This window comes from Mesorhizobium sp. M2A.F.Ca.ET.046.03.2.1 (assembly GCF_003952425.1).
Classification (GTDB): domain Bacteria; phylum Pseudomonadota; class Alphaproteobacteria; order Rhizobiales; family Rhizobiaceae; genus Mesorhizobium.
In genome coordinates this window covers 313,289-336,205 of record NZ_CP034449.1, presented here as the reverse complement: position 1 = coordinate 336,205, position 22,917 = coordinate 313,289, and the positions used below count along the sequence as shown (strand labels likewise).

Sequence of the window (22,917 nt, the reverse complement as noted above, 5' to 3'; positions counted from 1 at the left end):
GTAAACAGACAAAGTTCCAAGGAGTTTGGAAGATATGCTGAGAGGCTCGCTGACCGCGCTCGTCACACCGTTCGAAAAGAGCGGGCGTTTCGACGAGAAAGCCTTTCGCGCTTTCGTCGAATGGCAGATCGCCGAGGGCACCACGGGCCTCGTCCCGGTCGGCACCACAGGCGAGTCGCCGACGCTGTCGCATGAGGAGCACCGCCAGGTCGTGAAGGTCGCCATCGAGGTGGCCAAGGGCCGTGTTCCGGTCGTCGCCGGCGCCGGCTCCAACAACACCGAGGAAGCGGTCGGACTAGTGCAATATGCCGAGAAGGCCGGCGCCGATGCCGCCCTTGTCGTCACCCCTTACTACAACAAGCCCACGCAGCGCGGCCTTTACGCGCATTTCGCCGCCGTCGCCAAGGCGACCAGGCTGCCGATCATCATCTACAACATCCCGCCGCGCTCGGTGATCGACATGACGCCGGAGACGATGGGCAGGCTGGCGCACGACTTCAAGAACATCGTCGGCGTCAAGGATGCGACAGGCAAGGTCGAGCGCGTCTCCGAGCAGCGCATGACCTGCGGCAAGGACTTCATCCAGCTCTCGGGCGAGGATGCCTCCGCGCTCGGCTTCAACGCCCATGGCGGCGTGGGCTGCATCTCGGTGACGTCGAATGTCGCGCCGCGGCTCTGCGCCGAATTCCAGGAAGCGACACTCTCCGGCGACAGTGCCAAGGCGCTCGAGCTGCAGGACCGGCTCTTGCCGCTGCATAAGGCGATCTTCATCGAACCCGGCCTGTGCGGCGCCAAATATGCGCTCTCGAAGCTTGGCAAGGTCGAAAACGTGGTGCGCTCGCCACTGGTGACGATCGAGGCCTCGACGGCCGAAAAGATCGACCAGGCGATGAAGCATGCCGGCTTGATTAATTAGGGATGAGGCGCCACCTCTCCGCATTATGAATCAAGTCAAGAAAGCCGACCCGAACAACAGGACGGTCGCCGAAAACCGCAAGGCGCGCTTCTCCTACGAGGTGCTCGACACGATCGAGACCGGCCTGGTGCTGACCGGCACCGAGGTCAAGTCGCTGCGCCAGGGCCAGGCCAACATCCAGGAATCTTACGCCTCCGCCGAGGGCGGCGAGATCTGGCTGATCAATTCCTATCTGCCGGAATACCTGCAGGCCAATCGCTTCAACCACGAGCCGCGCCGGCGCCGCAAATTGCTGGTCTCGAAGCGCGAGATGGCCAAGCTGTCGCAAAGCGTCGAGCGCGAGGGCATGACGCTGGTGCCGCTGAAGATCTATTTCAACGACCGCGGCCGCGCCAAGCTGCTCTTGGCGATCGCCCGCGGCAAGAAATTGCACGACAAGCGCGAGACCGAAAAGCAGCGCGACTGGTCGCGCGAGAAGGGCCGACTGCTGAAGGAGCGCGGCTGAGCTTTCGCCGCTGGCGGAAAAAGCCACCGGTCAGCTTCTTGGTTCAGGCCTAACAGCATTTCGGACGGGGGGTGGTCTTGGGCAAGCGGATCGTTTTCTGGGGCCTGGCCAGTGTGGTTGTCGCCTGTGCCGTCGCGGCCGGCGCCTATTTCTGGTTCCGTGGCTTTTCGCCGGATCGCGAGGAATTCCCGATCCGGGGCATCGACGTCTCGCATCATCAGGGCAAGATCGACTGGCGGCGCGTCGCGGCCGACGATGTCGCCTTCGCCATCATCAAGGCCACCGAAGGCGGCACCCATGTCGACACCCTGTTCGCCACGAACCTACGCGAAGCCCGCGCGGCCGGCCTCGCGGTCGGCGCCTATCACTTCTTCACCTTCTGCCGGCCGGGCGCCGACCAAGCGAAGAATTTTATCGCTGTGGTGCCGCGCGGCGAACCGCTTTTGCCGCCGGTGGTCGACATCGAGTTCGGCGGCAACTGCCCGCAACGGCCGTCGCCCGAGCAGTTGAACACCGAGCTTGCCGCTTTCCTCGGCCCGGTCGAGGCGGCCTTCGGCAAGCAGGCGATCTTCTACCTGACCGATGAAGCGGCCGACGCCTATTCCGCAACCATCATCGCGCGCCGGCGCTGGCTGCGTTCGCTGGCGATCAGGCCGCGCGAAAACGACTGGATCTACTGGCAGTATCACAATATGGGCCGCGTCGACGGCATCGAAGGCGATGTCGATCTCAACGTTCTCAAAGGCAGCCGCGAGACGCTGGCCGAGTTGTTCGCGCCGACGCCTTCAACTGCCGGCCCTTGAAGTGTGTTTGCCGCGCGGCCGAAGGCTCACGATCCTCCCGGCGCCGGTTCACTGAGACGTCTGCTGGCAATACGCCCTCCGATCGCTGACAAGCCCATCCCGGCGGCCATGATGGCTATGGCTGCGACCTGGATCGTCATCGGCGTTTCGCCGAGTACGGCCATGCCGACAACCACCGTGGCGATCGGTATGCCGGGCAGGAACAGCGATGCCGCCTGCGGCCCCAATTGCCGGACGATGTAGGTATAGAGGAACATGGCCGCCGCGCCGGCCAGAATCCCCTGGATCACGATCTGACCGATGATTTCCCCGACGGCCGCTGCATGGATTTGGCTTGGCGCCAAGAGATAGAGAACCGGCAGCGGCAGGCAGGACAGGAGCACCACCGCGGCCGTCGCCGGGACGGGATCGGCATGCCAGCGCCTGACAAGAACGGCATAGGTCGAAAACATCAGCCCCGATCCGATGAAAAGCATGTCGCCGAAGAGAACGCTGCCTGTTCCTCGCGCCGGCGCGAGGAACAGGAACAGGCCGGCGATGATCGCGAGGACGCCGATGGTCCGTTGCCGCGAAGCGCCGTCATGGAACACGATGCGCGACAGCAGGAACGAGAAGAAGACGATTGATGCTGGGCAGAGCGCCGCCGCATTAGCGGCAGGGGCATAGGTCAGACCCCAATTGATGATCAGCGGATAAGGCAGTCCGGCCAGCGCCGCCAAGGCCAAGGCTCGTCGCCAGCCAAGCGCTCTCATGCCTGCGAAGCCACCGCGCCAGGCGATCGGCAGAAAGACCACCGCGGCGCCGCCAAAGCGCAAGACGGCTAGGTCCGTCGCCGTCAGATGCTCCCGGAGGCTGAAGCGGGCGGCGACGAATTGGATGGCATAGATGCCGATCATGGTCAGGCCGGCGAAAATCGCCAGTGTCGTGCTTCCCGAGTCTCGTTCGCTTGCCACACTGTCACCCATATGTCGTCCGGGCGGACCACCGGCACGATGAAAGTGCAGGCTATTGTTCAGTTCGCTGTGTTGAAATACGCTCCTTTTTGGAAATCGTAGCGATATTCACGCTATAAGGGGCGTTCTGAAGTGAATCCGGAAGCCAGCGATCTCGACGCGGTCGACCGCAATCTTCTTCGACTGCTGCAGGAGGATGGGCGTCGCACCACACTTGATCTGGCGGCGCGTGTCGGCCTGTCGCCGACCGGCACCAGCCTGCGCGTAAAGCGGCTGTTTCGCGAGGGTTACATCACCGCGGTCAGGGCCGTGCTCAATCCGGCAAAGATCGGGCGTGGCACGCTCGTCTTCATCGAGGTTCGTCTCGACCATACGGCGCCGCATATTTTCGAGCGGTTTGCCGAGGCGGTGATCAAGTCGCCAGAGGTGCTGGAATGCCATATGGTCGTCGGCGGCTTCGACTATCTGGTGAAGGCGCGCATCTCCGAAATGGCCGCCTATCAGGATTTCCTGACCCGGGTCATCCTGCCGCTGCCCGGCGTGAAGGAGACGCACACTTACGCCTCGATCGGCGACGTGAAGCCGGATGCGCTGCTGCCGGTATGAGCGGGTGGGCAGCGCACCTAAGGTGATTTGGGTCTAGCCCCTCAGGAACGCTGCGATCTCGCTGAACACGCTGACGAACATCTGTTCCGTCAGCACGCCCGTATTGGTGTTGTAGCGCGAGCAGTGATAGCTGGAAAACAGCGCGATGCCGCCGGCCTCCTGCTTTCCGCCATGGCGGAACGGAATGGCCGCGACGCGCTCGCCCAGCGCCCGCACCGTGGACTGATGCGCGATCGAGCCCAGCGTCAGAATGGCGCGCAGATTGGGGAAGCGCGCGATGGTGGGTTTCAGAAAAGTCCGGCAGGTGGCGATCTCGGCGCCGACCGGCTTGTTCTCCGGCGGCACGCAGCGCACCGCATTGGTGATGGCCGTGCCGACCAACTCCAGCCCGTCATCCGGCCGTGCCTTGAACTCGCCGCGCGCCAGGCCCTGCGCGATCATCGTGCCGTAGAGCAGGTCGCCGGCATAGTCGCCGGTGAAGGGGCGCCCCGTCCGGTTGGCGCCGCGCAGACCGGGCGCAAGCCCGACGATCAGCAGGCGGACCGAGGCTTCACCCTCGGGCGGCAGGAAGGTCGGCACCGGCGCGTTGAACCAGCCCGGCTCGCGCTCGCGCCAGGCGGCGATGAAATCATGCAGCCGCGGGCAAAGCGGGCAGTCGCGGCTGGGTTCGGGGGAGGTTGTGGCGGTCAAGGCCGCCGCCCGTCAATAATCGTCCTCGTCGACTTCGGCGGGTTCCGGCCGGCGCACCGGCCGCTCGGACGGATCGCGGCCGACGTCGCTCTTCAGCGTCATCAGGTCGATGAAGTGGTCGGCCTGGCGGCGCAGATCGTCGGAAATCATCGGCGGCTGCGAGGCCATGGTCGAAATGATCGACACCTTGCGTCCGCGCCGCTGCAGCGCCTCGACCAGCGTGCGGAAGTCGCCGTCGCCGGAGAAGATGACATAGTGGTCGACGACGTCGGCAAGCTCCAGCGCATCGACGGTCAGCTCGATGTCCATGTTGCCCTTGATCTTGCGGCGGCCGGTCGAGTCGGTGAATTCCTTGGCGGGCTTGGTCACCACCTTGAAACCGTTATAATCAAGCCAGTCGATCAGCGGCCGGATCGAGGAATATTCCTGGTCCTCGACCAGCGCGGTGTAATAATAAGCGCGTAAGAGATACCCGCGCTTCTGGAAACTCGACAGGAGCTTGCGGTAGTCGATGTCGAAGCCCAGCGCGCGGGACGTGGCGTAGAGATTGGCGCCGTCGATGAAAAGAGCGATCTTTTCACGGGGATCGAACATTGAAAAACATCCCTTTCAAAAATTTCTGTCGTCTTAAAAGCGTCGACGGGCAGGTCCACAAATGCGCTTGCTACCCGTCATATCCGAGATAACGCGCAATTTATGGATATCCAAGGGCACGGCCCACATTGCAAGCAATTGTGATCGCGACTATGTGAGCCGCATCATGGCGTGGCGCGATGATGAGCCGGGCAACGGCCCATAAGCTGGCGCCGCCGCCAAAAAGCTTGTATTTCGGCCGCGCCCGCGTTATGGAGCGCGCCAGCTTTCCATCAAATCCATCGCATGAAAGGGGCAGTCCATGGCCCGCGTAACCGTTGAAGATTGCATCGACAAGGTCGACAACCGTTTTGAACTCGTGCTGCTCGCCGGCCATCGCGCCCGCCAGATCAGCCAGGGCGCGCAGATCACCGTTCCGCGCGACAATGACAAGAACCCAGTCATCGCGCTGCGCGAGATCGCCGACGAGACGCTGTCGCCTGACGACCTCAAGGAAGACCTGATCCACTCGCTGCAGAAGCATGTCGAGGTCGATGAGCCGGAAGCCGAGGGCGAGGCGATCACCGACCAGACCGGCGCGACCGCGGTCGCGGCCGACGCCGACGATGCCGAGGAGAACATCGCTTTCGACCGCATGAGCGAGGAAGACCTGCTCGCCGGCATCGAAGGCCTGGTGCCGCCGGAAAAGAGCGACGATTACTAAGAGCTTTTGTCCGGGTTGGATCAACCATCCAGGACTTCCGTATCTCAGGTTTCGTGGCTATCTATGAGATGCGTCGTACGCCAGTGCGGCGCATCAATCATTTCAGCACCGCGAGATCCCGCCCATGATGCGTCAGTATGAGCTTGTCGAGCGCGTCCAGCGCTACAAGCCTGACGTCAATGAGGCACTGCTCAACAAGGCCTATGTCTATGCCATGCAGAAGCATGGCCACCAGAAGCGCGCTTCGGGCGATCCCTATTTCTCGCATCCCCTCGAAGTCGCCGCCATCCTCACCGAGATGCACATGGACGAGGCGACCATCGCCGTTGCCCTGCTGCATGACACGATCGAGGACACCACCGCGACCAGGGCCGAGATCGACGAGCTGTTCGGCCCCGAAATGGGCAAGCTGGTCGAGGGCCTTACCAAGCTGAAGAAGCTCGACCTCGTCTCCAAGAAGGCCGAGCAGGCGGAGAACCTGCGCAAGCTTCTGCTCGCGATCTCGGAGGATATTCGCGTCCTTCTGGTCAAGCTCGCCGACCGCCTGCACAACATGCGCACGCTCGACCATATGCCCGAGTCCAAGCGCCTGCGCATCGCCGAGGAGACGATGGACATCTATGCGCCGCTCGCCGGCCGCATGGGCATGCAGGGCATGCGCGAAGAACTCGAGGAAATCGCCTTCCGCTACATCAATCCGGAGGCCTATCGCGCCGTCACCGCGAGGCTTGCCGAGATTTTCGAGCGCAACAAGGGTGTCCTGCAGGAGATCGAGACGGCGCTGTCCGGCCTGTTCGAGAAACACACCATCAAGGCGAGCGTGAAGAGCCGGCAGAAGAAGCCATGGTCGGTGTTCCGCAAGATGGAGGCCAAGGCGCTCTCCTTCGAGCAGCTCTCCGACATCTTCGGCTTTCGCGTCGTCGTCGATTCGGTCGACGACTGTTACCGTGCGCTTGGCGCCATCCACACCACCTGGTCGATGGTGCCTGGCCGTTTCAAGGACTATATCTCGACGCCCAAGCAGAACGACTACCGCTCGATCCACACCACCATCGTCGGCCCGTCGCGCCAGCGCGTCGAACTTCAGATCCGCACCAAGGAGATGAACAAAATAGCCGAATACGGCGTCGCCGCCCATTCGATCTACAAGGACACCGGCGGCAAAATGAACGGCGCCGGCCACGCGATCTCCAAGGAGACCAACGCTTATGCCTGGCTCAGGCGCACCATCGAGCAACTGGCCGAGGGCGACAATCCGGAGGATTTCCTCGAGAACACCAAGCTGGAGCTGTTCCAGGACCAGGTATTCTGCTTCACGCCCAAGGGCATGCTGATCGCGCTGCCGCGCGGCGCCACGCCGATCGACTTCGCCTATGCCGTCCACACCGATGTCGGCGACACCTGTGTCGGCGCCAAGGTCAATGGCCGCATCATGCCGCTGATGACGGAATTGAAGAATGGCGACGAGGTCGAGATCATCCGCTCCAAGGCGCAGGTGCCGCCCGCCGCCTGGGAATCGGTCGTGGTCACCGGCAAGGCGCGCGCCGCCATCCGCCGCGCCACCAAGAACGCGATCCGCAAGCAATATTCCGGTCTCGGCGCCCGTATCCTGGAACGCGCCTTCGAGCGCGCCGGCAAGACCTTCACCAAGGAGAGCCTGAAGCCGGTTCTGCACCGGCTGGCGCGCAAGGATATCGAGGATGTTCTGGCTTCCGTCGGACGCGGCGAGCTGAGCTCAACCGACGTCATGAAAGCGGTCTTCCCCGACTACAAGGACGAGCGCGTCACGGTCGCGCCGCCCAAGCAGCGCGAGGAAGGCTGGTCGAAGATCCGCAACGCCGCCGGCATGCTGTTCCAGATGCCCGGCACTCGGGCCGCGCGCAAGGGCAAGGACCAGCCGCGCGACGGCGCGGTGCCGATCCGCGGCGTGCGCGGCGACCTGCCGGTGCGCTTCGCGCCGGAAGGCGCCGTGCCCGGCGACCGCATCGTCGGCATCATCCAGCCTGGAACCGGCATCACCATCTATCCGATCCAGTCGCCGGCGCTGCAGGCCTTCGACGACCAGCCCGAGCGCTGGATCGACGTGCGCTGGGACATTGACGAACGCACCAAGGAACGTTTTCCGGCGCGCATCTCGGTCACCGCCATCAACGCGCCTGGTTCGTTGGCCGACATCGCCCAGGTGGTGGCGTCCAACGACGCCAACATCCACACGCTGTCCATGATACGCACGGCGCCCGATTTCACCGAGATGCTGATCGATCTCGAAGTCTGGGACCTGAAGCACCTCAACCGCCTGCTGTCGCAGCTCAAGGACAATTCGAGCGTCAGCGACGCGCGGCGCGTCAATGGCTAGATGAAGATTGAACGGGGGACCAAATGAACACTGACGAAGTGCTGGGCATTTTCCGCGAGGCCGGCGCCGTTCTCGAAGGTCATTTCATCCTGACGTCCGGCCTGCGCAGCCCGGTCTTCCTGCAGAAGGCCCGCGTCTTCATGCATGCCGACAAGACCGAGCGCCTGTGCAAGGCGCTGGCCGAGAAGATCCGGGAAAGCGTGCCCGGAAAGATCGACTATGTCGTCGGCCCGGCCATTGGCGGCCTGATCCCGGCCTATGAGACCTCGCGCCACCTCGGCGCGCCGGCCATCTGGGTCGAGCGGGAAGGGGGCGAGTTCAGGCTGCGCCGCTTCGAGATCGCCAAGGGCTCGCGCGTCGTCATCGTCGAGGACATCGTCACCACCGGCCTGTCGATCCGCGAGACAATCGACTGCCTGCGCGAGATCGGCGCGGAGGTCGTCGCGGCCGCATGCATCATCGACCGCTCGGCCGGCAAGACCGATGTCGGCGTGCCGCTGGTCGCGCTCGCCGAATATGAGGTGCCGGCCTATCCTGCCGACCGCCTGCCGCCGGAACTCGCCGCCATTCCCGCTATCAAGCCGGGAAGCCGCAACATCTGACTCAAGTTTGTTCGCGTGACGGCGGGCAGTTTAGCGGCTGACTCCGCGGCTCGCTATCGGGGCCAATCCACGTACGGCCGAACCTGCTTCGCCGCCCGGGGCGTTGTCGGTCCACGGATCGGCCGCCGTTTCGTCGGCCATACCAGCGGCGATGATAAATGGATGGATTTCGACGACGCTTTCGAACACGCCGCGCCCGGCGTCATACTCGACGTGGGTGATTGCTCCCATGAACTCCCTGTAGCGTTGCACGTTTAGTCACCTACGAAGATAATGCCAAGCTTTGCGCCGCGCTTGCGAGCGCATTCATCGGCTGACGAGCCCCGCCGCCATCGTCACTGCGACGGCGGTGAGGATGACGCCCGAGATGAGATCGAAGATGCGCAGGTTAGCGCGGTTTCGAAGCAGCCAAGCCATGAGGCCGCCACCCAGCGTGTAGCCGTAGCAGGCGAGCGCGGCCATCAGGATCAGCGCCATGACGAATTCGAGCCTGGCGCGGCCGGCGGCGAAGGACTGGCCGAGCGCCGCCGGCACGAGCAGCAGCTCGACATAGGTCAGCGGGTTCATCCACACCACGCCCATGACGCGGGCAAGACAGGAGCGCCCGCTCTCGGCGTGTGCGGAACGCTGCTCGACGCCACCGGCGGCGGAGGCGGCGCGGAAGGACTGCAGCGCGAACCATGCCACTGCCGCGAGGCCAAGCCAGGAGAGGGCCGTGCGGACAGCCGGATCGAGCCCGGCGATCGAGCCGCCCAGCAGGTAAGAGGCGGAGATCAGCGCGACGTAAGTGCCCCATACCAGGCTTGCCACGAATATCGCCCGTCCGCGCAGCAGGCCCTCGCGGATCATCATCAGGTTGTTCGGTCCGACCGAGGCCATCGAGGCCATGCCGAGCGCCAGCCCGACCTGGAATCCGTTCGCATCCACCAGGCTCATGGCGTTTCCTCCAGCGACGCATGACCGCCTCTATCGGCCGGTCGCGCTAAGGACAAAGTCAGATAGAGAATGGGCCGGAAAGGGCTGGCTTAGTGCGACCGGTAATTTCCGACGGGGAGGCGCTCCGGCGGACAATCCATCTCCGCCGCTCCTTTGAGGAGGCCAGTTCCAAGCGGCGCGCGAAGCCGGTGACTGTTTCTCGGAACCTGGACAATGGTGTGAAAAGCCGGGAAGCGGCTCGGCCGGGTACAAGCATGGCTCCAGCGAGCAACGAGCCACCTTGCGCCAATCCGGTCGCCATGAGCCGCCGATGCAACTCATCCACAGAAGGTTTTTGCCCGTAGATCTTGCCTTGATCGAGCGAGACGATCATCAACGGTGACATTTGAGCCCCTCGGTTTAATGCTGAAGTTAACGAGGGGCACTTTGCGCCAGAGGGACCGTTTGGCTCCTTTGGCCGAGTGTAAAAAATTCTAAAAAGATATGAGAAACCGAGGCTGCCCGCGCCAGCAATTCCCGCGCCGGCTCACCGCCAAGAAACATGTTGCAGCGATCAGTATCCAATATGCGGCGCCGTAATGTGCATTGGGGGCAAGGGATTTCCGGCGAAGTGCTTGCCGATCAAAGGTGCGCTATCAGATATTATCCCTCTTCAAGGCCGGCCAGCCGCAGCCCTTCAAGCACGACGCCGATCCGCTCCGGGATCATGGCAGGCTGGCCCGCTCTGATCGTCGCGATCGTAACGCCTGGAGAGAGCTTGCTCAGCGCCTCGACAAATCGGCGGGCCTCGTCCATGCGCCCGAGATAGGCGCTGGCAGCGGCCAACATCCAGAGCGTGGCGTCGAAGTTCGGATTGCGGGCCAGCGCACGGGAAGCCGACGCCAGCGCTTCTTCATAGTTACCGAGAATGACATGCGCATGGGCAATTCCGCAGAGCGCTATATGCGCAATTTGATCGCGAGGCATCAGCCGGTTCGCTCGGTGGAAACAGGCAAGCGCGTCCTCGACGCTCCCGCAATGGAGATGACCCACGCCCGCCGAAGTGACGACCGTCAGGTTGTTGGGGTTGGCGTCAACCGCGGATTGAAGGACGGCCATGCCCCAGTCGTAGTCTCTGACGACCTGAAGCAGCGCCATGGCGCAATGCGTCATCACTATCGCATCGCCGGCCGCATGTTCCAGCCCGCGCCGGGCGAAGTCTGCGCATCTTTCCCTGTCGTCGGGCCCGAACGGCGGCCAGCCCATCGTTATGCGGTGTTCTAGCGCCCAGGCTGCGTGAGCCAGGAATTGGGGATTGTCCGGCTCAAGTGCGAGGCCCTGTGTCAGAAGGGCATAGGCTTCTGCATTCCCCCGTTTGGATTCCGACAGGATCTTGGCCCGTGCCTGAAGATAGACGTCATAGGCGGCGATGCTTCCGGGCCGCTCCCGCCGCGAACGTTCGATCTCGGCCCATTCGATCTCCGGCCCGACCACGGTTGCGACCGCTTCTGTGATCCTGTCCTGGAAATCGAACACGTTGTCGAGGGCGCCATCGAGGTTCTGCGCCCACAGATGCGCGCCGGTGCTCCCTTGGATTAATTGGGCCGTGATTCTGAGCCGGTCGCCCGAACGCCGCACGCTGCCCTGGAGGACGTAGCGGACATCGAGTTCCTTCGCCACTTGCCGCACGTCTACGGCCCGGCCCTTGTAGACGAACGAGGAGTTACGGGCGATCACCGCGAAACTCTTGAAACGGCTGAGCGCGGTGATGATGTCGTCGACCACGCCGTCGGCGAACCAGTCCGGCTCGGAATCGCCACCAAGGCCCTCGAAGGGCAGCACGGCAAGTGCCGGCTGTGCGGGAAGCGCAACCATGTCCTCGCCACGCCTCGAAGTCAGCATGCGGTAGCCGATCCGCGGTACAGTCGCGATCCACTCGCGGCCGTCCGGGTCGACTCCAAGCAGCTTACGCAGGGTGGCGATCTGGACGGAGAGGTTTCCCTCCTCCACCGCCATGCCAGGCCACACGCTATCCATCAATTCTTGCCTGCTGACGACACCGCCCTCAGCCTTGAGCAGCGCCTCGAGGAGCGCAGCGCCTTTTTGACCGAGCGCGATCGGTTTGCCGTCCCGCCGCAGCTCTCCAAGGGCGGGGGCGAAGACAAACGGTCCGAAAACGAAAGGCGGCGCGACCATAACCGCCAAAATAGCCGCTACGCGGTTCCAGTGAAACTTTGATCTGCGTTTGCGTTCTTATCTTGCGACCCGTGCCTGACCGGGAACGTGCGGAAGAGCGCGGCTCAGCTTGGCTCGCAAGCATTCCGTGTCGTGAAGCTGGCCACAATGTTATCAATACATGTCGCCAGAAGGCGCGCAGCGGTTTCGGGGTGACGACGTGCAGGAAAGGAAACCAAAAATGATCGCCGGGATCGACCATTTCGTGCTGACGGTCCGCTCGGTCGAAGCGACCTGCGACTTCTACCAGCGCGTGCTCGGCATGCGGCGCCTGGATGAAGCGAACCGGCCGACCGCGCTTCTGTTCGGCTCGCAGAAGATCAACCTGCACGAGGTCGGCCGCACTTTCGAACCTAAGGCAAAGATGCCGACGCCGGGTTCCGGCGATTTCTGCCTGGTGGCTGCGGTGCCGCTCGTCGAAGTCCAGGCCAGCTTGCAAGCCAATGGCGTGGCGGTCGAAGTCGGCCCGGTCGAACGCATTGGCGCGCGCGGGCCGATGATGTCGGTCTATTTCCGCGATCCGGACAGCAATCTGGTCGAGGTCAGCGAATACCGGAAGTAGCTGCCAGCTCCGGAATTCTCCTCAGTTTCGCCAGAATGAGGTTCTTGTTATAGGCTGCGGCAGACCAACGCGGCGGCGTTTCGTTGTTCCGCGGCTTGCCCATCTCTATATCAGAGACTTGTTGCCTTTCTGCGCCATGGAGGCGCAAGATATGTGTGGCGCGTCCCGGTGGGCAGGGGCAGCGCGTGTAGGACCGGGAACTGGAACAGAGTGCTTTTTCGACGCCGAGAGCCTGATGGCCTCCTGGAACGGGTGCGTACTTATCTATGGCCGCGCCGCTCGTTCTCGCGTTCCGTGCAGTATTTCTCCAAGCGCATCCTGCGGCTGAACGCGACGCCGCATTCGGTCGCCGCCGGCGTCGCCGCGGGTGTTTTTGCCTCCTTCTTCCCGCTTGGCGCCCATTTCGTGGTTGCCGCCGTGCTTTGCTGGATGATCGCCGGCAATCTGGTCGCGGCGGCACTCGGCGCCGTGTTCTTCGGCAATCCGCTGACCTCCCCGCTGCTGTGGGGCGCGTCCTGGGAAACCGGCAAGCTGCTCCTGCATGAGCGCCTGCCCAAGCACGGGCCGCCCGAGCATCTCGGCGAAATGATGCACAAGCTCTCCTTCGCCAAGCTCTGGCATCCGGTTCTGGAGCCGATGCTAATCGGCGCGGTGCCGCTCGGCCTGGTCTTCGGGCTCGTGTTCTACGGCGTCACGCGCTGGGGCATGACCGTGTTCCGCGAGCAGCGCAAGAAGCGCATGGCCGAACGCGCCGAGAAGAAAGCGCGGCAGGGCGGACGGGAAGTGCCGGCGGAATGATCATCGGCATCGGCAGCGACCTCATCGACATCAGACGCATCGAAAAATCGCTGGAGCGGCACGGCCAGCGCTTCGTCCAGCGCATCTACACCGAGGTCGAGCAGGCCAAGTCGGAAAAGCGGGCCGCCCGCGCGGCTTCCTACGCCAAGCGCTTCGCCGCCAAGGAGGCCTGCGCCAAGGCGCTGGGCACCGGCATGGCCGAGGGCGTGTTCTGGCGCGACATGGGCGTGATCAACCTGCCGAGCGGCGCGCCGACCATGGCGCTGACCGGCGGCGCCGCCGCCAGGCTGGAGAACATACTGCCGAAAGGCCACCGGGCGCTGATCCATCTCACCATCACCGATGATTTCCCGCTTGCTCAAGCCTTTGTGATTATCGAGGCGGTGCCCGCCGAACAAGCGCCACATTGATTCCATCTGACCACGAGCGGCATGACGTTGCTCAGCGCGCGCCGAGACTCTATACCAACATCGCACAATCGAGGACGACATGAGCGTGGCTGAAAAATCGCAGAAGAAATCCGGCGGGCTCGGGGAAACCTTTTCCGTCATCATCCAGGCTCTGCTGCTCGCGCTCGTCATCCGCACGCTGCTGTTCCAGCCTTTCTCCATCCCGTCCGGCTCGATGCGGCCGACTCTGCTCGAAGGCGACTATCTCTTCGTCACCAAATGGGCCTACGGCTATTCGCGCTATTCGCTGCCGTTCGGTCCCGATATCTTTTCCGGCCGCATCTGGGGCTCGGAGCCCAAGCGCGGCGACGTGGTGGTGTTCAAGTTCCCGCCGGACCCATCGGTCGACTACATCAAGCGCGTCGTCGGCCTGCCCGGCGACAAGATCCAGATGAAGGACGGCCAGCTCTTCATCAACGACGTCGGCGTGCCGCGCGTGAAGACCGGCCAGATCGAAAATCCCGACATCACCGAAGTGCCTCAGCCCGTCGACGTCTATCACGAGACGCTGCCGAATGGTGTCAGCTACGACACGCTCGACCTGACGCCGAATTCGATCGGCGACAACACCCGCGAATGGACCGTGCCGCCCGGCCACTATTTCATGATGGGCGACAACCGCGACAACTCCTCCGACAGCCGCTTCACCGTCGGCTTTGTTCCTGCCGAAAACCTGGTCGGCCGCGCCAATCTCATCTTCTTCTCGATCGCCGGCAAGGCGAGCCCGCTCGAGATCTGGAAGTGGCCGTCGCTGATGCGTGCCGATCGCCTGTTCCATTTCGTCCACTAGAGCGATGGCGGCCAGCAAGCGTTTGACCGCCGATGCCCTCGCCGAGGCTCTTGCCCCGCGCACCGGCCATGCCTTCGCCGATCGCCAGCGTCTGCAGCGCGCGCTGACCCATGCCAGCGCGCGTTCGACCCATGCCGGCGTCGACTACGAACGCTTCGAGTTCCTGGGCGACCGCGTTCTCGGCCTTGTCGTCGCCGACATGCTGCTTGCAGCCTTTCCAGATGCAGCCGAGGGCGAGCTGTCGCTGCGTCTCAACGCGCTGGTCAATGCCGAGGCGCTCTCCGACATCGCCGAGGAGATCGGCTTGCCAGAGCTGATCCGCGCCGGCTCCGATGTGCGCAATCTCGACGGGCGCAAGCGCACCAATCTGCGCGCCGACGCGCTGGAATCGCTGATTGCGGTCCTTTACCTGGATGGTGGCCTCGAGGCTGCCCGCGCGTTCATCCATCGCTATTGGCAGCCGCGCTCGCAGGCGATCGGCGCGGCGCGGCGCGACGCCAAGACCGAATTGCAGGAATGGGCGCACCAGGCAGCCGCCGGCGCCGTGCCGGCTTACCGGGTCGACGGCCGCGAGGGACCGGACCACGACCCGCTGTTCACCGTCAGCGTCAAGGTCGGCTCATTTGCTCCGGCGACCGGCAGCGGCCGCTCCAAGCGCGAGGCGGAGCAGGCCGCCGCGGCTACTCTTTTGCTGCGCGAAGGCGTATGGAGCGCGGCATGACAGAAAATGAAACCCCTGAAGTTCCCCCGACGCGCTCCGGCTTCGTCGCGCTGATCGGCGCGCCCAACGCCGGCAAGTCGACGCTGGTCAACCAGCTGGTCGGCGCCAAGGTGTCGATCGTCACCCATAAGGTGCAGACCACCCGCGCCATCGTGCGCGGCATCGCCACGCATGACAACGCGCAGATCGTGTTCGTCGATACGCCCGGCATCTTCAAGCCGAAGCGGCGGCTGGACACCGCGATGGTGACCACCGCCTGGGGCGGCGCCAAGGATGCCGATGTCGTAGTGCTTCTGATCGACGCCGAGCGCGGCATCAAGGGCGATGCAGACGCCATCCTCGACCGGCTGAAGGACGTCCGCCAGCCGATGCTGCTCGTCCTCAACAAGGTCGACCGCGTCAAGCCAGAGACGCTTCTCGCGCTGGCCGCGACCGCGAACGAGCGCGTGCCGTTCAAGCGCACCTTCATGGTCTCAGCGCTCACCGGCTCCGGCTGCAAGGACCTGCTCGACTATCTCGCCGAGACGTTGCCCGCTGGCCCTTGGTATTACCCGGAAGACCAGATTTCCGACCTGCCGATGCGCCAGCTTGCGGCGGAAATCACCCGCGAAAAGCTTTATCTGCGGCTGCACCAGGAGCTTCCCTATTCCTCGCATATCGAGACCGAGAAATGGGAAGAGAAGAAGGACGGCTCGGTGCGCATCGAGCAGGTCATCTATGTCGAGCGCGACAGCCAGAAGAAGATCGTGCTCGGCCACAAGGGCGAAACGATCCGCGCCATCGGCCAGGCCGCGCGCACCGAGATCGCCGAAATCCTGGAGCAGAAGGTGCACCTCTTTCTGTTCGTGAAGGTGCGCGAAAACTGGGGCGACGATCCCGAGCGCTACCGCGAGATGGGACTGGAGTTTCCCCATTGATGCTTGTCGCTTAGAAGGTCCGTAAGGGTCTGCGACATGCATAATCCAAAGATCACGATCGATACCGGTCTCGTGCGACGGCTGGTCGACACGCAGTTTCCGCGATGGCGGGGCCTGCCGGTCAGCCCGGTCGCTTTCGGCGGCTGGGACAACCGCACTTTTCATCTTGGTGACGAGATGACGGTCCGACTGCCGAGCGCGGCCGCCTATTCGCTGCAGGTCGAGAAGGAGCAGCGCTGGCTACCGAAACTGGCACCCCTCCTGCCACTGCCGATTCCGACGCCGCTGGCCGTGGGCGGACCGGCCGAAGGCTACCCCTGGCATTGGTCGATCTATCGCTGGATCGAGGGCGAGACGGCTAAGAGCGGCCGCATCGCCGATCTCAACGTCTTCGCCGTTTCGCTCGCCGATTTCCTTGTCGCATTGAGGGGCATCGATCCGACCGACGGGCCTGCACCCGACGAGCACAATTTCCACCGCGGCGGGCCGCTGACCGTCTATGACGGCGAGGCGAGGCAGGCCATCGCCGCGCTTGAACGGCGGATCGACGCCCAAGCCGCCACGACCGTCTGGGAAGCCGCACTTGCCGCCACCTGGTCTGGCTCTCCGGTCTGGTTTCATGGCGATGTCGCCTCGGGCAATCTTCTGGTCGAGGACGGCCGCCTGAACGCCGTCATCGACTTCGGCACGTCCGGCGTCGGCGACCCATCCTGCGACCTGGCGATCGCGTGGACCTTCTTCGAAGGCGAAAGCCGGGAGGCCTTCCGCGCCCGCATCGCCGCCGACGACGCTACCTGGGCGCGCGGCCGCGGCTGGGCGCTGTGGAAGGCGCTGATCACCGTCGCCGGCCACGACGCCAACCAGGCCGAGGCGGAAAGGCAGCGCCACGTGATCGACGAGGTGCTTGCCGATCATTGCCGTTGGGCCTGACACGGGATCAGAGGATGTCAGCACAGATCGAGCCCGGCGTGTCGAAACCTTGATTTCGCCGCGCAACGGGTGAAAAGCTCGATCCATGGAATGGCGCGACGAGGGAATCGTTCTCGGCACCCGCAGGCATGGCGAAACCAGCGCCATCCTCGAGGTGATGACGCGCACCCATGGCCGCCATCTTGGCCTTGTGCGGGGAGGGCGCTCGCGCAAGCAGCAGCCGGTGCTGCAGCCCGGCAATCGCGTCGACCTTCTGTGGCGGGCGCGGCTCGACGAGCATCTCGGCGTCTTCCAGGCCGAGGCGATCGAGATGAACGCGGCGCGGTTGATGGACAGCGCGGTTGCCGTCTATGGCCTGCAGACCATGGCCGCGCATCTGAGGCTCCTGCCCGAGCGCGACGCCCATGGCGGTCTCTACGAGGCGCTTGCCGTGATGATCTCCCATCTTGGCGACGCCGACGCGGCGGGCGAGCTGGTGGCGCGCTTCGAGCTGCTCATCCTCGATGAACTGGGCTTCGGCCTCGATCTCAGCCAATGCGCGGCGACCGGCACAAGACAGGATCTCGCTTATGTCTCGCCGAAGTCCGGACGCGCCGTGTCGCGCGAAGCGGGTGCGGCCTGGCACGACAAGATGCTGGCACTGCCAGCCTTTCTGCAGCGCGGCTCCGGCCTGCGCGCCGACGCGGCAGCACTGGAAGACGCCTTCCGGCTGAGCGGCTTCTTCTTCGCCCGCCATGTTTACGAGCCGCGCGGCCTCGAGCCGCCCGACGCCCGCGCCGGCTTCCTCGCCGCGCTACGCCGGCATCATGCGGCGGTGAAGGCGGGTGTGGGCGAGGCAGGATAGCGGGCAGACGCCTAGTCGGCGCCGCGCCGTTCCAGGAAATCGTCGAGCATGGAGCGCTGGCCTTTCAGGATCTTGACGCCGGCTTCGGCCGGCGAAAACCAGCCGGCCCGATCCACTTCGGGGAACGCCTTCATCTTTCCCGATTTTGGCGGCCACTCCAGGGTGAACATGTTGCTCTTGATGGCGTTAGTGTCGACATCGGCCTCGACGCTCCATGCCACCACGATCTTGCCGCCCGGCTGCCTGTAGCTGCCGAGCGGCTGGAAGTCGCCGTCGATGGCGACGCCGAGCTCCTCCTCGACTTCCCGTTTGGCGGCTTCGAGCTCATCCTCATTGTCGCCGATCAGTCCCTTCGGTATCGACCACGCGCCTTCATCCTTGCGCGCCCAGAACGGACCGCCTGGATGGACGAGCAGAAATTCGAACACACCGCCTGTGTGTCTGTGGATCAGCAGCCCGGCACTTCGCTGCGGCATCGGTCACCTCACGGCATTCCTTTGATCGCGCGAGACTAGCACGAGTACTTCGGGGCAGAGGTCACGCAATCTCGCCTGCAATACCGACAGCCTCGGCGGCCCGCCATTGGATAACCAGGCAAGTTGCTGGCAATCGGCCGCGAAACATGCTCGATCTTGTTAGCCGGCCCGATCTTGTTGATTGGCAAGACGCTGATTTGGGTCAGTCGTGTCACCGCCGCATTTGTTGACCACGACTGGTCTGGTTTTGAGGGAAACCACCATGTTTTTCAGCCTGATCGCCATTGCCGCCGTCATAGCTCTTTTCGTCATCGTGTCACGACAGCAGAACCGCATCGCGCTGGTCGAGCGCGAGCTCGGCATCCTCCGAGGCCTGGTTCAGTCGGGAGCTTCGCTGTCCGCGCCCAAGGCGGACATCGCGCAGGAAGGTCTTCCCGAGGAGGCCAAGGCAGTTGCGGCGCCTGTCGCGCCGTTGGCCGACGGCACGACCGTTGCCGAGGAGCTCGTCGCAAAGCCCGAGGCCGCCGAAGGCGAGGCCGTGGCCGGACCCTGGACGAAGGCCCGGCCGGCCACGGCGCAATCCGCCGAGCCATCCGAACCGAAGCAATCTCAACCCGTGGCCGAAGCGCCGGCCACCGGGTCGGCCGTATCCGCCAAGGCGGCGCGCCAGACGGATGTCGAGACGGCGCTGGGCACGCGCTGGGCGGTCTGGGTCGGCGGCATCGCGCTGGCGCTGGGTGGCCTGTTCCTGATTCGCTACACCATCGAGGCCGGCATCTTCGGTCCCGGCGTGCGTCTCACCATGGCCGGCATCCTCGGCCTGGCGCTGATTGCCGGCGCTGAATTCATCCGCCGCACCGGCTTCAGGGTGCCGGTGCAGGGCGCCGCCAGCGCCTATATCCCCGCGATACTGACCGGCGCCGGCGCCTTCATCCTGTTCGGCACGGTCTACGCGGCGCATGGCATCTATGGCTTCATCGGGCCGGCGACCGCCTTTGCGCTGCTTGGCGTCATCGGCGTCGCCACCATTGGCGCCTCGTTAGTGCATGGTCTGGCGCTGGCCGGCATCGGCCTCGTCGGCGCCATGGTCACGCCGGCGTTGGTGGCATCGCAGGCGCCCAATCCCTGGGCCTTGTTCGTCTATCTGGCGATCGTGCTTGCGGCGAGCGCGGCAACCGCCCGCATCCGCGACTGGAAGGCGCTTATGGCGGCCGCTTTCGCCGGCACGGGCATCTGGACCATCCTCTACATGGTCGACGCGCCGGACGTGAACCTTGCGGCCGTGCTGTTCATCAGCCTCGCCACGCTGGCGGTGCTTGCCTTCGTCTGGCTCGCCCCGTTCTTGACCACTGGCCGCGACGAAGCGGCCCGTGGCTTCGACTGGCCATCGATCGTGCCCGGCTTCTTCATCGCCCTAAGCGCGCTGGGCCTGTCCGTCGATCCGGCTTTTGCCAGCGCCGGCGATGCATTGCACGGCGCCGTCCTGCTGGCCGCGCTGGTCGCGGTGGCGCTCTACCGGCCGCGCGCGCTTCCGCTGGTCTTTGCCGCCGGCATCGCCACCGTGCTGATCTATCTCGGCATCATCCCGCCCGCCACCATCGGCGCCGATGCGCTCGATGTCGGGCTGGACGCCCAGCCCTTGGCGTCGTCCGACACGCTGACGTTCCGCATCGGCATCGCGCTTGCCCTGATCTTCCTCGCCGCCGGCTTCTGGGCGGCGCGCCGCCTCGCCGCCACCGCTGCGACACGCGCGGCTTGCTGGGCAGCCTGGGGCGTCATTGCCCCGCTGGTGGTGCTGGCCGCCCTGTGGCTGACCTTCGGCGATATCGACCGCGACCTCGGCTATGCGCTGCCGGCGCTGCTGCTGATGCTCGTCTTTGCTGCCGGCGGCGAATGGATCGCGCGCGCCGAGCCGCCGCCGCTCGCCGGCGGCCCGGCGGTGTCGTTCGCGTTGGGCGGCGCCGGCGTTGCCGGCCTGCTGATGCTGCACATGGCATTTGGCTCGGCCTGGACGACCGTGCTGATTGGCGCCGCCGCCATTCTGCCGGCGCTGGCCACGCGCTGGCGCTCTTACCCTGTGCTCGGCTGGATCGCGGTGGGTGCGGCGGTCGCCATGCTCGGCCGCGTCGCCTTCGATCCGACCATCGTCGGCGCGGCGTTTCTGTCGAGGACACCGGTCTTCAACTGGCTGCTGCCGGGCTATGGCGTGCCGGCGATCGCCTTCGGCTTCGCCGCCTGGCAGCTCGCCCGCACCACCAGCGGCCGGCCGCGCCTTGCCATGGAGGCGGCCTCGGCGCTGTTCGCGCTGCTCACCATCGCCATGCTGGTGCGCCACGCGATGCATGGCGGCGTTATCGACACCGGTGCGGTGACCCTCGCCGAGCAGGCGATCTACACGCTCATCGCGCTCGGCGCCGGCGCCATACTGGTCGCCATCGACATGCGCTCGCCGAGCTCGGTTCTGCGCTATGGCTCGATTGCCGCCGGCGTGATCTCGGCGGGCCTCATCGCCATTCAGCATTTCGTGGTGCTGAACCCGCTGCTGACGGATGAGTCGACCGGCACGATCCCGGTCTTCAACCTTCTGTTCCTCGCTTATCTGCTGCCGGCCATCGCCGCCGCCGCCGTCGCGCTGGCGCTCTATGTCCGCGACAAGCGCCCGCGATGGTATGCGGCGATGCTGGCCTTGATCGCCGCGCTGCTTGCCTTCGCCTATGCCACGCTTTCGGTGCGCCGCCTGTTCAAGGGCGAGTTCATCGCCTTGTGGAGCGGGCTTGGCCAGCTCGAGACCTACACCTATTCGGCGCTGTGGCTGGTCATCGGCGTGGCGCTGCTCACCGCCGGCGTCTGGCTGAAATCGCAGGTGCTGCGCATCGCCTCCGCGGTGCTGATCGCGGTCGCGGTGGTGAAGGTCTTCCTCTTCGACATGTCGGAGCTGGAAGGTGTGCTGCGCGCGCTCTCCTTCATCGGCCTTGGTGCGGTGCTGATCGGCATCGGGCTGTTCTACCAGCGGCTGCTGACGAGGGCGGCGCGGGATAAGCCTGAAAACTTGCAGGAACAAGTGGATAGCCGGGAATAAACCGGCCCGCGCCCGCGTTATTCACGTGCTTGGGTAATCGCAGCGGTTCGGCCGCTTCGCGCTGACTGCTTGCACCGCGTCGGGAAGGCGCGTTCTATCGGGATGGAAGGCGACCACGAAACAAGCGGTCATGGACGACAAGAAGGCAGCGATCCTGAGCGAAATACCGCGGTTGCGGCGCTATGCGCGCTCGTTGCTGCGCGACCGCGATTCCGCCGACGACCTTGTCCAGGACTGCCTGGAGCGGGCGCTTGTGCGGCTCGACAACTGGCAGACTGGAGAAAGCCCCCGGAGGTGGCTGTTTACGATCATGCATCACTTGTTCATCGACCAGATGCGCAAGGTCAACCGGCGCGGCGAGGCGGCGATGCTGCCTCTCGAAGCCGGTGAGGCCCAAGCCGCGCCCGCCGAGCAGGTCGAGACCATCGCCTCGCGCGAGATCATGGATGCCCTGCAGGCGATCAGCCCCGATCGCCGCGCGGCGTTGGTGATGGTCGCCATCGAGGGCTTTTCCTATGCCGAGGCCGCCAACATCCTTGGCGTGCCGGCCGGCACGCTGATGTCGCGCATCGCGCGTGGCCGCGAGGAACTGCGGGGATTGCTCGACGACACATCGCGCCGCCGCTCGATAAGGATCGTCGAGAAATGACCCGCCGCGATTTTTCCGAACGCGATATCCATATGGCCCTCGACGGCGAGCTGCCGGGCGAGGAGCGCATGGCTTACGATGCCTGGCTCGAGGCCAATCCCGAGATGAAGGCGAAGTCCGCGCGCTACATTGCCGACCGCGCCGCCATGCGCTCCGCCTTCGCGGGCGTGATGGACGAGCCGGTGCCGGCGAGGCTGCGGCAGGTCGTGCTTGGCGAGGCGCCTGCAAAAGCATCGGCCTGGCGCTCGCGCTGGTGGCTGTCGGCTGCCGCTGCCGTGATGCTAGCGGTCGGCGGGCTCGGCGGCTATGTCGCCGGCGTCGACAGCATCGCCCGTGGCGGCGAAGGCGACGACCAGCTCGCCGAGCAGGCAATCGCCGCCCATGTTACCTACGCTGCCGAGAAGCGCCACGCCGTCGAAGTCCCGGCGAGCGACAAGGACCATCTCCAGACCTGGCTGTCGAACCGCGTCGGGCTGAAGCTGGTCGCGCCCGATCTTGCGGCCGAGGGCTTCCAGCTGGTCGGCGGCCGGCTGCTGCCGGCTGGTGAGCAAGGCAAGGCGGCAATGCTGCTCTACGAGGATGCCAAGGGCGAGCGCATCTCGCTCTACGTCACCGCCGACTCGTCGGAGACATCGAAGGGCACCTACGCGGCCGAGACGGGCGGACCGGAAGCAGTCTATTGGCTCGACAAGGGCTACGCCTGCGCGGTCGTCGGCTCGTTGCCGCCGGAGCGCCTGTCGGACGTCGCAAAGAGCGCCTATGGCCAGCTCGTGGCCGGCATATCGAGCTGAACCGGCTGCGTTTTTCGGCGGCCGGCAGTCGCT

The 22,917-nt window shown here is 64.7% G+C and carries 25 protein-coding genes; 18 read left to right on the top strand and 7 right to left on the bottom strand.

From position 1 onward, the window contains the following. The first annotated feature begins 34 nt into the window (after positions 1 to 34). The 3 genes from dapA to EJ072_RS01860 all read left to right on the top strand — a co-directional run bounded on the left by dapA (position 35) and on the right by EJ072_RS01860 (position 2,224). On the top strand, positions 35 to 916 hold the full coding sequence (dapA, locus tag EJ072_RS01870; RefSeq protein WP_126078325.1) for a 4-hydroxy-tetrahydrodipicolinate synthase: 882 nt from the start codon (positions 35 to 37) through the stop codon (positions 914 to 916). A gap of 25 nt (positions 917 to 941) precedes the next feature. Further along, on the top strand, positions 942 to 1,421 hold the full coding sequence (smpB, locus tag EJ072_RS01865; protein WP_041002108.1) for an SsrA-binding protein SmpB: 480 nt from the start codon (positions 942 to 944) through the stop codon (positions 1,419 to 1,421). Between the two features lie 77 nt (positions 1,422 to 1,498). After that, positions 1,499 to 2,224, top strand: a complete 726-nt coding sequence (locus EJ072_RS01860) for a GH25 family lysozyme (protein WP_126078324.1) — start codon at positions 1,499 to 1,501, stop codon at positions 2,222 to 2,224. A 26-nt stretch (positions 2,225 to 2,250) separates the two neighbouring features. On the opposite strand, the gene EJ072_RS01855 is transcribed toward EJ072_RS01860, so the two are convergent. Further along, a complete protein-coding gene (locus EJ072_RS01855; RefSeq protein WP_245467158.1) occupies positions 2,251 to 3,189 on the bottom strand; it encodes a DMT family transporter in 939 nt (312 codons plus the stop codon). Between the two features lie 120 nt (positions 3,190 to 3,309). On the opposite strand from EJ072_RS01855, the gene EJ072_RS01850 reads away from it, so the two are divergent. Continuing rightward, positions 3,310 to 3,783: an Lrp/AsnC ligand binding domain-containing protein gene (locus EJ072_RS01850; protein ID WP_126078323.1), complete on the top strand. Its 474-nt coding sequence runs from the start codon at positions 3,310 to 3,312 to the stop codon at positions 3,781 to 3,783. A gap of 33 nt (positions 3,784 to 3,816) precedes the next feature. Here EJ072_RS01850 and EJ072_RS01845 read toward each other — a convergent pair whose 3' ends face one another. Next, positions 3,817 to 4,473, bottom strand: a complete 657-nt coding sequence (locus tag EJ072_RS01845; RefSeq protein ID WP_126078322.1) for a uracil-DNA glycosylase — start codon at positions 4,471 to 4,473, stop codon at positions 3,817 to 3,819. A gap of 12 nt (positions 4,474 to 4,485) precedes the next feature. After that, positions 4,486 to 5,067 (bottom strand): NYN domain-containing protein, encoded by a 582-nt coding sequence (locus tag EJ072_RS01840; RefSeq protein ID WP_126078321.1) that lies wholly within the window; start codon positions 5,065 to 5,067, stop codon positions 4,486 to 4,488. A gap of 301 nt (positions 5,068 to 5,368) precedes the next feature. On the opposite strand from EJ072_RS01840, the gene rpoZ reads away from it, so the two are divergent. From rpoZ to pyrE, 3 genes are all read left to right on the top strand, one after another. Then, complete coding sequence (gene rpoZ / locus EJ072_RS01835) at positions 5,369 to 5,770, top strand: DNA-directed RNA polymerase subunit omega (RefSeq protein WP_042637845.1); 402 nt, start codon at positions 5,369 to 5,371, stop codon at positions 5,768 to 5,770. A 124-nt stretch (positions 5,771 to 5,894) separates the two neighbouring features. Next, positions 5,895 to 8,126, top strand: coding sequence for a bifunctional (p)ppGpp synthetase/guanosine-3',5'-bis(diphosphate) 3'-pyrophosphohydrolase (locus EJ072_RS01830; protein WP_126078320.1), 2,232 nt, complete (start codon positions 5,895 to 5,897; stop codon positions 8,124 to 8,126). A 23-nt stretch (positions 8,127 to 8,149) separates the two neighbouring features. Then, the gene (gene pyrE / locus EJ072_RS01825; protein WP_126078319.1) at positions 8,150 to 8,728 is read left to right on the top strand and encodes an orotate phosphoribosyltransferase; all 579 of its coding nucleotides are present in this window, start codon (positions 8,150 to 8,152) and stop codon (positions 8,726 to 8,728) included. A gap of 30 nt (positions 8,729 to 8,758) precedes the next feature. Here the strand turns inward: pyrE and EJ072_RS01820 are convergent, their stop codons facing one another. From EJ072_RS01820 to EJ072_RS01810, 3 genes are all read right to left on the bottom strand, one after another. Continuing rightward, the gene (locus EJ072_RS01820) at positions 8,759 to 8,980 is read right to left on the bottom strand and encodes a hypothetical protein (RefSeq protein ID WP_126078318.1); all 222 of its coding nucleotides are present in this window, start codon (positions 8,978 to 8,980) and stop codon (positions 8,759 to 8,761) included. A 54-nt stretch (positions 8,981 to 9,034) separates the two neighbouring features. After that, entirely contained in the window at positions 9,035 to 9,664 is a 630-nt protein-coding gene (locus tag EJ072_RS01815; protein ID WP_126078317.1) for a LysE family transporter, read from the bottom strand. Between the two features lie 642 nt (positions 9,665 to 10,306). Continuing rightward, positions 10,307 to 11,839 carry a winged helix-turn-helix domain-containing tetratricopeptide repeat protein gene (locus EJ072_RS01810; protein ID WP_126083461.1) on the bottom strand — a complete coding sequence of 511 codons (1,533 nt, stop codon included), beginning with the start codon at positions 11,837 to 11,839 and terminating at the stop codon, positions 10,307 to 10,309. A gap of 220 nt (positions 11,840 to 12,059) precedes the next feature. Between EJ072_RS01810 and EJ072_RS01805 the strand changes: the two genes are divergently transcribed. The 8 genes from EJ072_RS01805 to recO all read left to right on the top strand — a co-directional run bounded on the left by EJ072_RS01805 (position 12,060) and on the right by recO (position 17,889). Continuing rightward, on the top strand, positions 12,060 to 12,440 hold the full coding sequence (locus EJ072_RS01805) for a VOC family protein (protein WP_189342387.1): 381 nt from the start codon (positions 12,060 to 12,062) through the stop codon (positions 12,438 to 12,440). A 210-nt stretch (positions 12,441 to 12,650) separates the two neighbouring features. Further along, positions 12,651 to 13,238 (top strand): DUF2062 domain-containing protein, encoded by a 588-nt coding sequence (locus EJ072_RS01800; RefSeq protein ID WP_126078315.1) that lies wholly within the window; start codon positions 12,651 to 12,653, stop codon positions 13,236 to 13,238. Then, entirely contained in the window at positions 13,235 to 13,648 is a 414-nt protein-coding gene (gene acpS, locus EJ072_RS01795; RefSeq protein ID WP_126078314.1) for a holo-ACP synthase, read from the top strand. The genes EJ072_RS01800 and acpS overlap by 4 nt, the downstream gene beginning before the upstream one ends. 79 nt (positions 13,649 to 13,727) lie before the next feature. Beyond that, positions 13,728 to 14,477, top strand: a complete 750-nt coding sequence (lepB, locus tag EJ072_RS01790; protein ID WP_126078313.1) for a signal peptidase I — start codon at positions 13,728 to 13,730, stop codon at positions 14,475 to 14,477. Positions 14,478 to 14,481: 4 nt separating this feature from the next. Continuing rightward, on the top strand, positions 14,482 to 15,198 hold the full coding sequence (gene rnc / locus EJ072_RS01785) for a ribonuclease III (protein ID WP_042637852.1): 717 nt from the start codon (positions 14,482 to 14,484) through the stop codon (positions 15,196 to 15,198). Then, positions 15,183 to 16,115 (top strand): GTPase Era, encoded by a 933-nt coding sequence (gene era / locus EJ072_RS01780; protein WP_189342667.1) that lies wholly within the window; start codon positions 15,183 to 15,185, stop codon positions 16,113 to 16,115. Before rnc ends, era begins: the two co-directional genes overlap by 16 nt. Positions 16,116 to 16,151: 36 nt before the next feature. Next, on the top strand, positions 16,152 to 17,045 hold the full coding sequence (locus EJ072_RS01775) for an aminoglycoside phosphotransferase family protein (protein WP_126078311.1): 894 nt from the start codon (positions 16,152 to 16,154) through the stop codon (positions 17,043 to 17,045). 85 nt (positions 17,046 to 17,130) lie between these two features. After that, entirely contained in the window at positions 17,131 to 17,889 is a 759-nt protein-coding gene (recO, locus tag EJ072_RS01770; RefSeq protein WP_126078310.1) for a DNA repair protein RecO, read from the top strand. 11 nt (positions 17,890 to 17,900) lie between these two features. On the opposite strand, the gene EJ072_RS01765 is transcribed toward recO, so the two are convergent. Continuing rightward, entirely contained in the window at positions 17,901 to 18,365 is a 465-nt protein-coding gene (locus EJ072_RS01765; RefSeq protein WP_126078309.1) for an NUDIX domain-containing protein, read from the bottom strand. Between the two features lie 262 nt (positions 18,366 to 18,627). On the opposite strand from EJ072_RS01765, the gene EJ072_RS01760 reads away from it, so the two are divergent. From EJ072_RS01760 to EJ072_RS01750, 3 genes are all read left to right on the top strand, one after another. After that, positions 18,628 to 21,444, top strand: a complete 2,817-nt coding sequence (locus tag EJ072_RS01760; protein ID WP_126078308.1) for a DUF2339 domain-containing protein — start codon at positions 18,628 to 18,630, stop codon at positions 21,442 to 21,444. A 130-nt stretch (positions 21,445 to 21,574) separates the two neighbouring features. After that, positions 21,575 to 22,093, top strand: a complete 519-nt coding sequence (locus EJ072_RS01755; RefSeq protein ID WP_126078307.1) for an RNA polymerase sigma factor — start codon at positions 21,575 to 21,577, stop codon at positions 22,091 to 22,093. Continuing rightward, positions 22,090 to 22,884, top strand: a complete 795-nt coding sequence (locus tag EJ072_RS01750; RefSeq protein ID WP_126078306.1) for an anti-sigma factor — start codon at positions 22,090 to 22,092, stop codon at positions 22,882 to 22,884. Before EJ072_RS01755 ends, EJ072_RS01750 begins: the two co-directional genes overlap by 4 nt. Positions 22,885 to 22,917 lie beyond the last annotated feature (33 nt).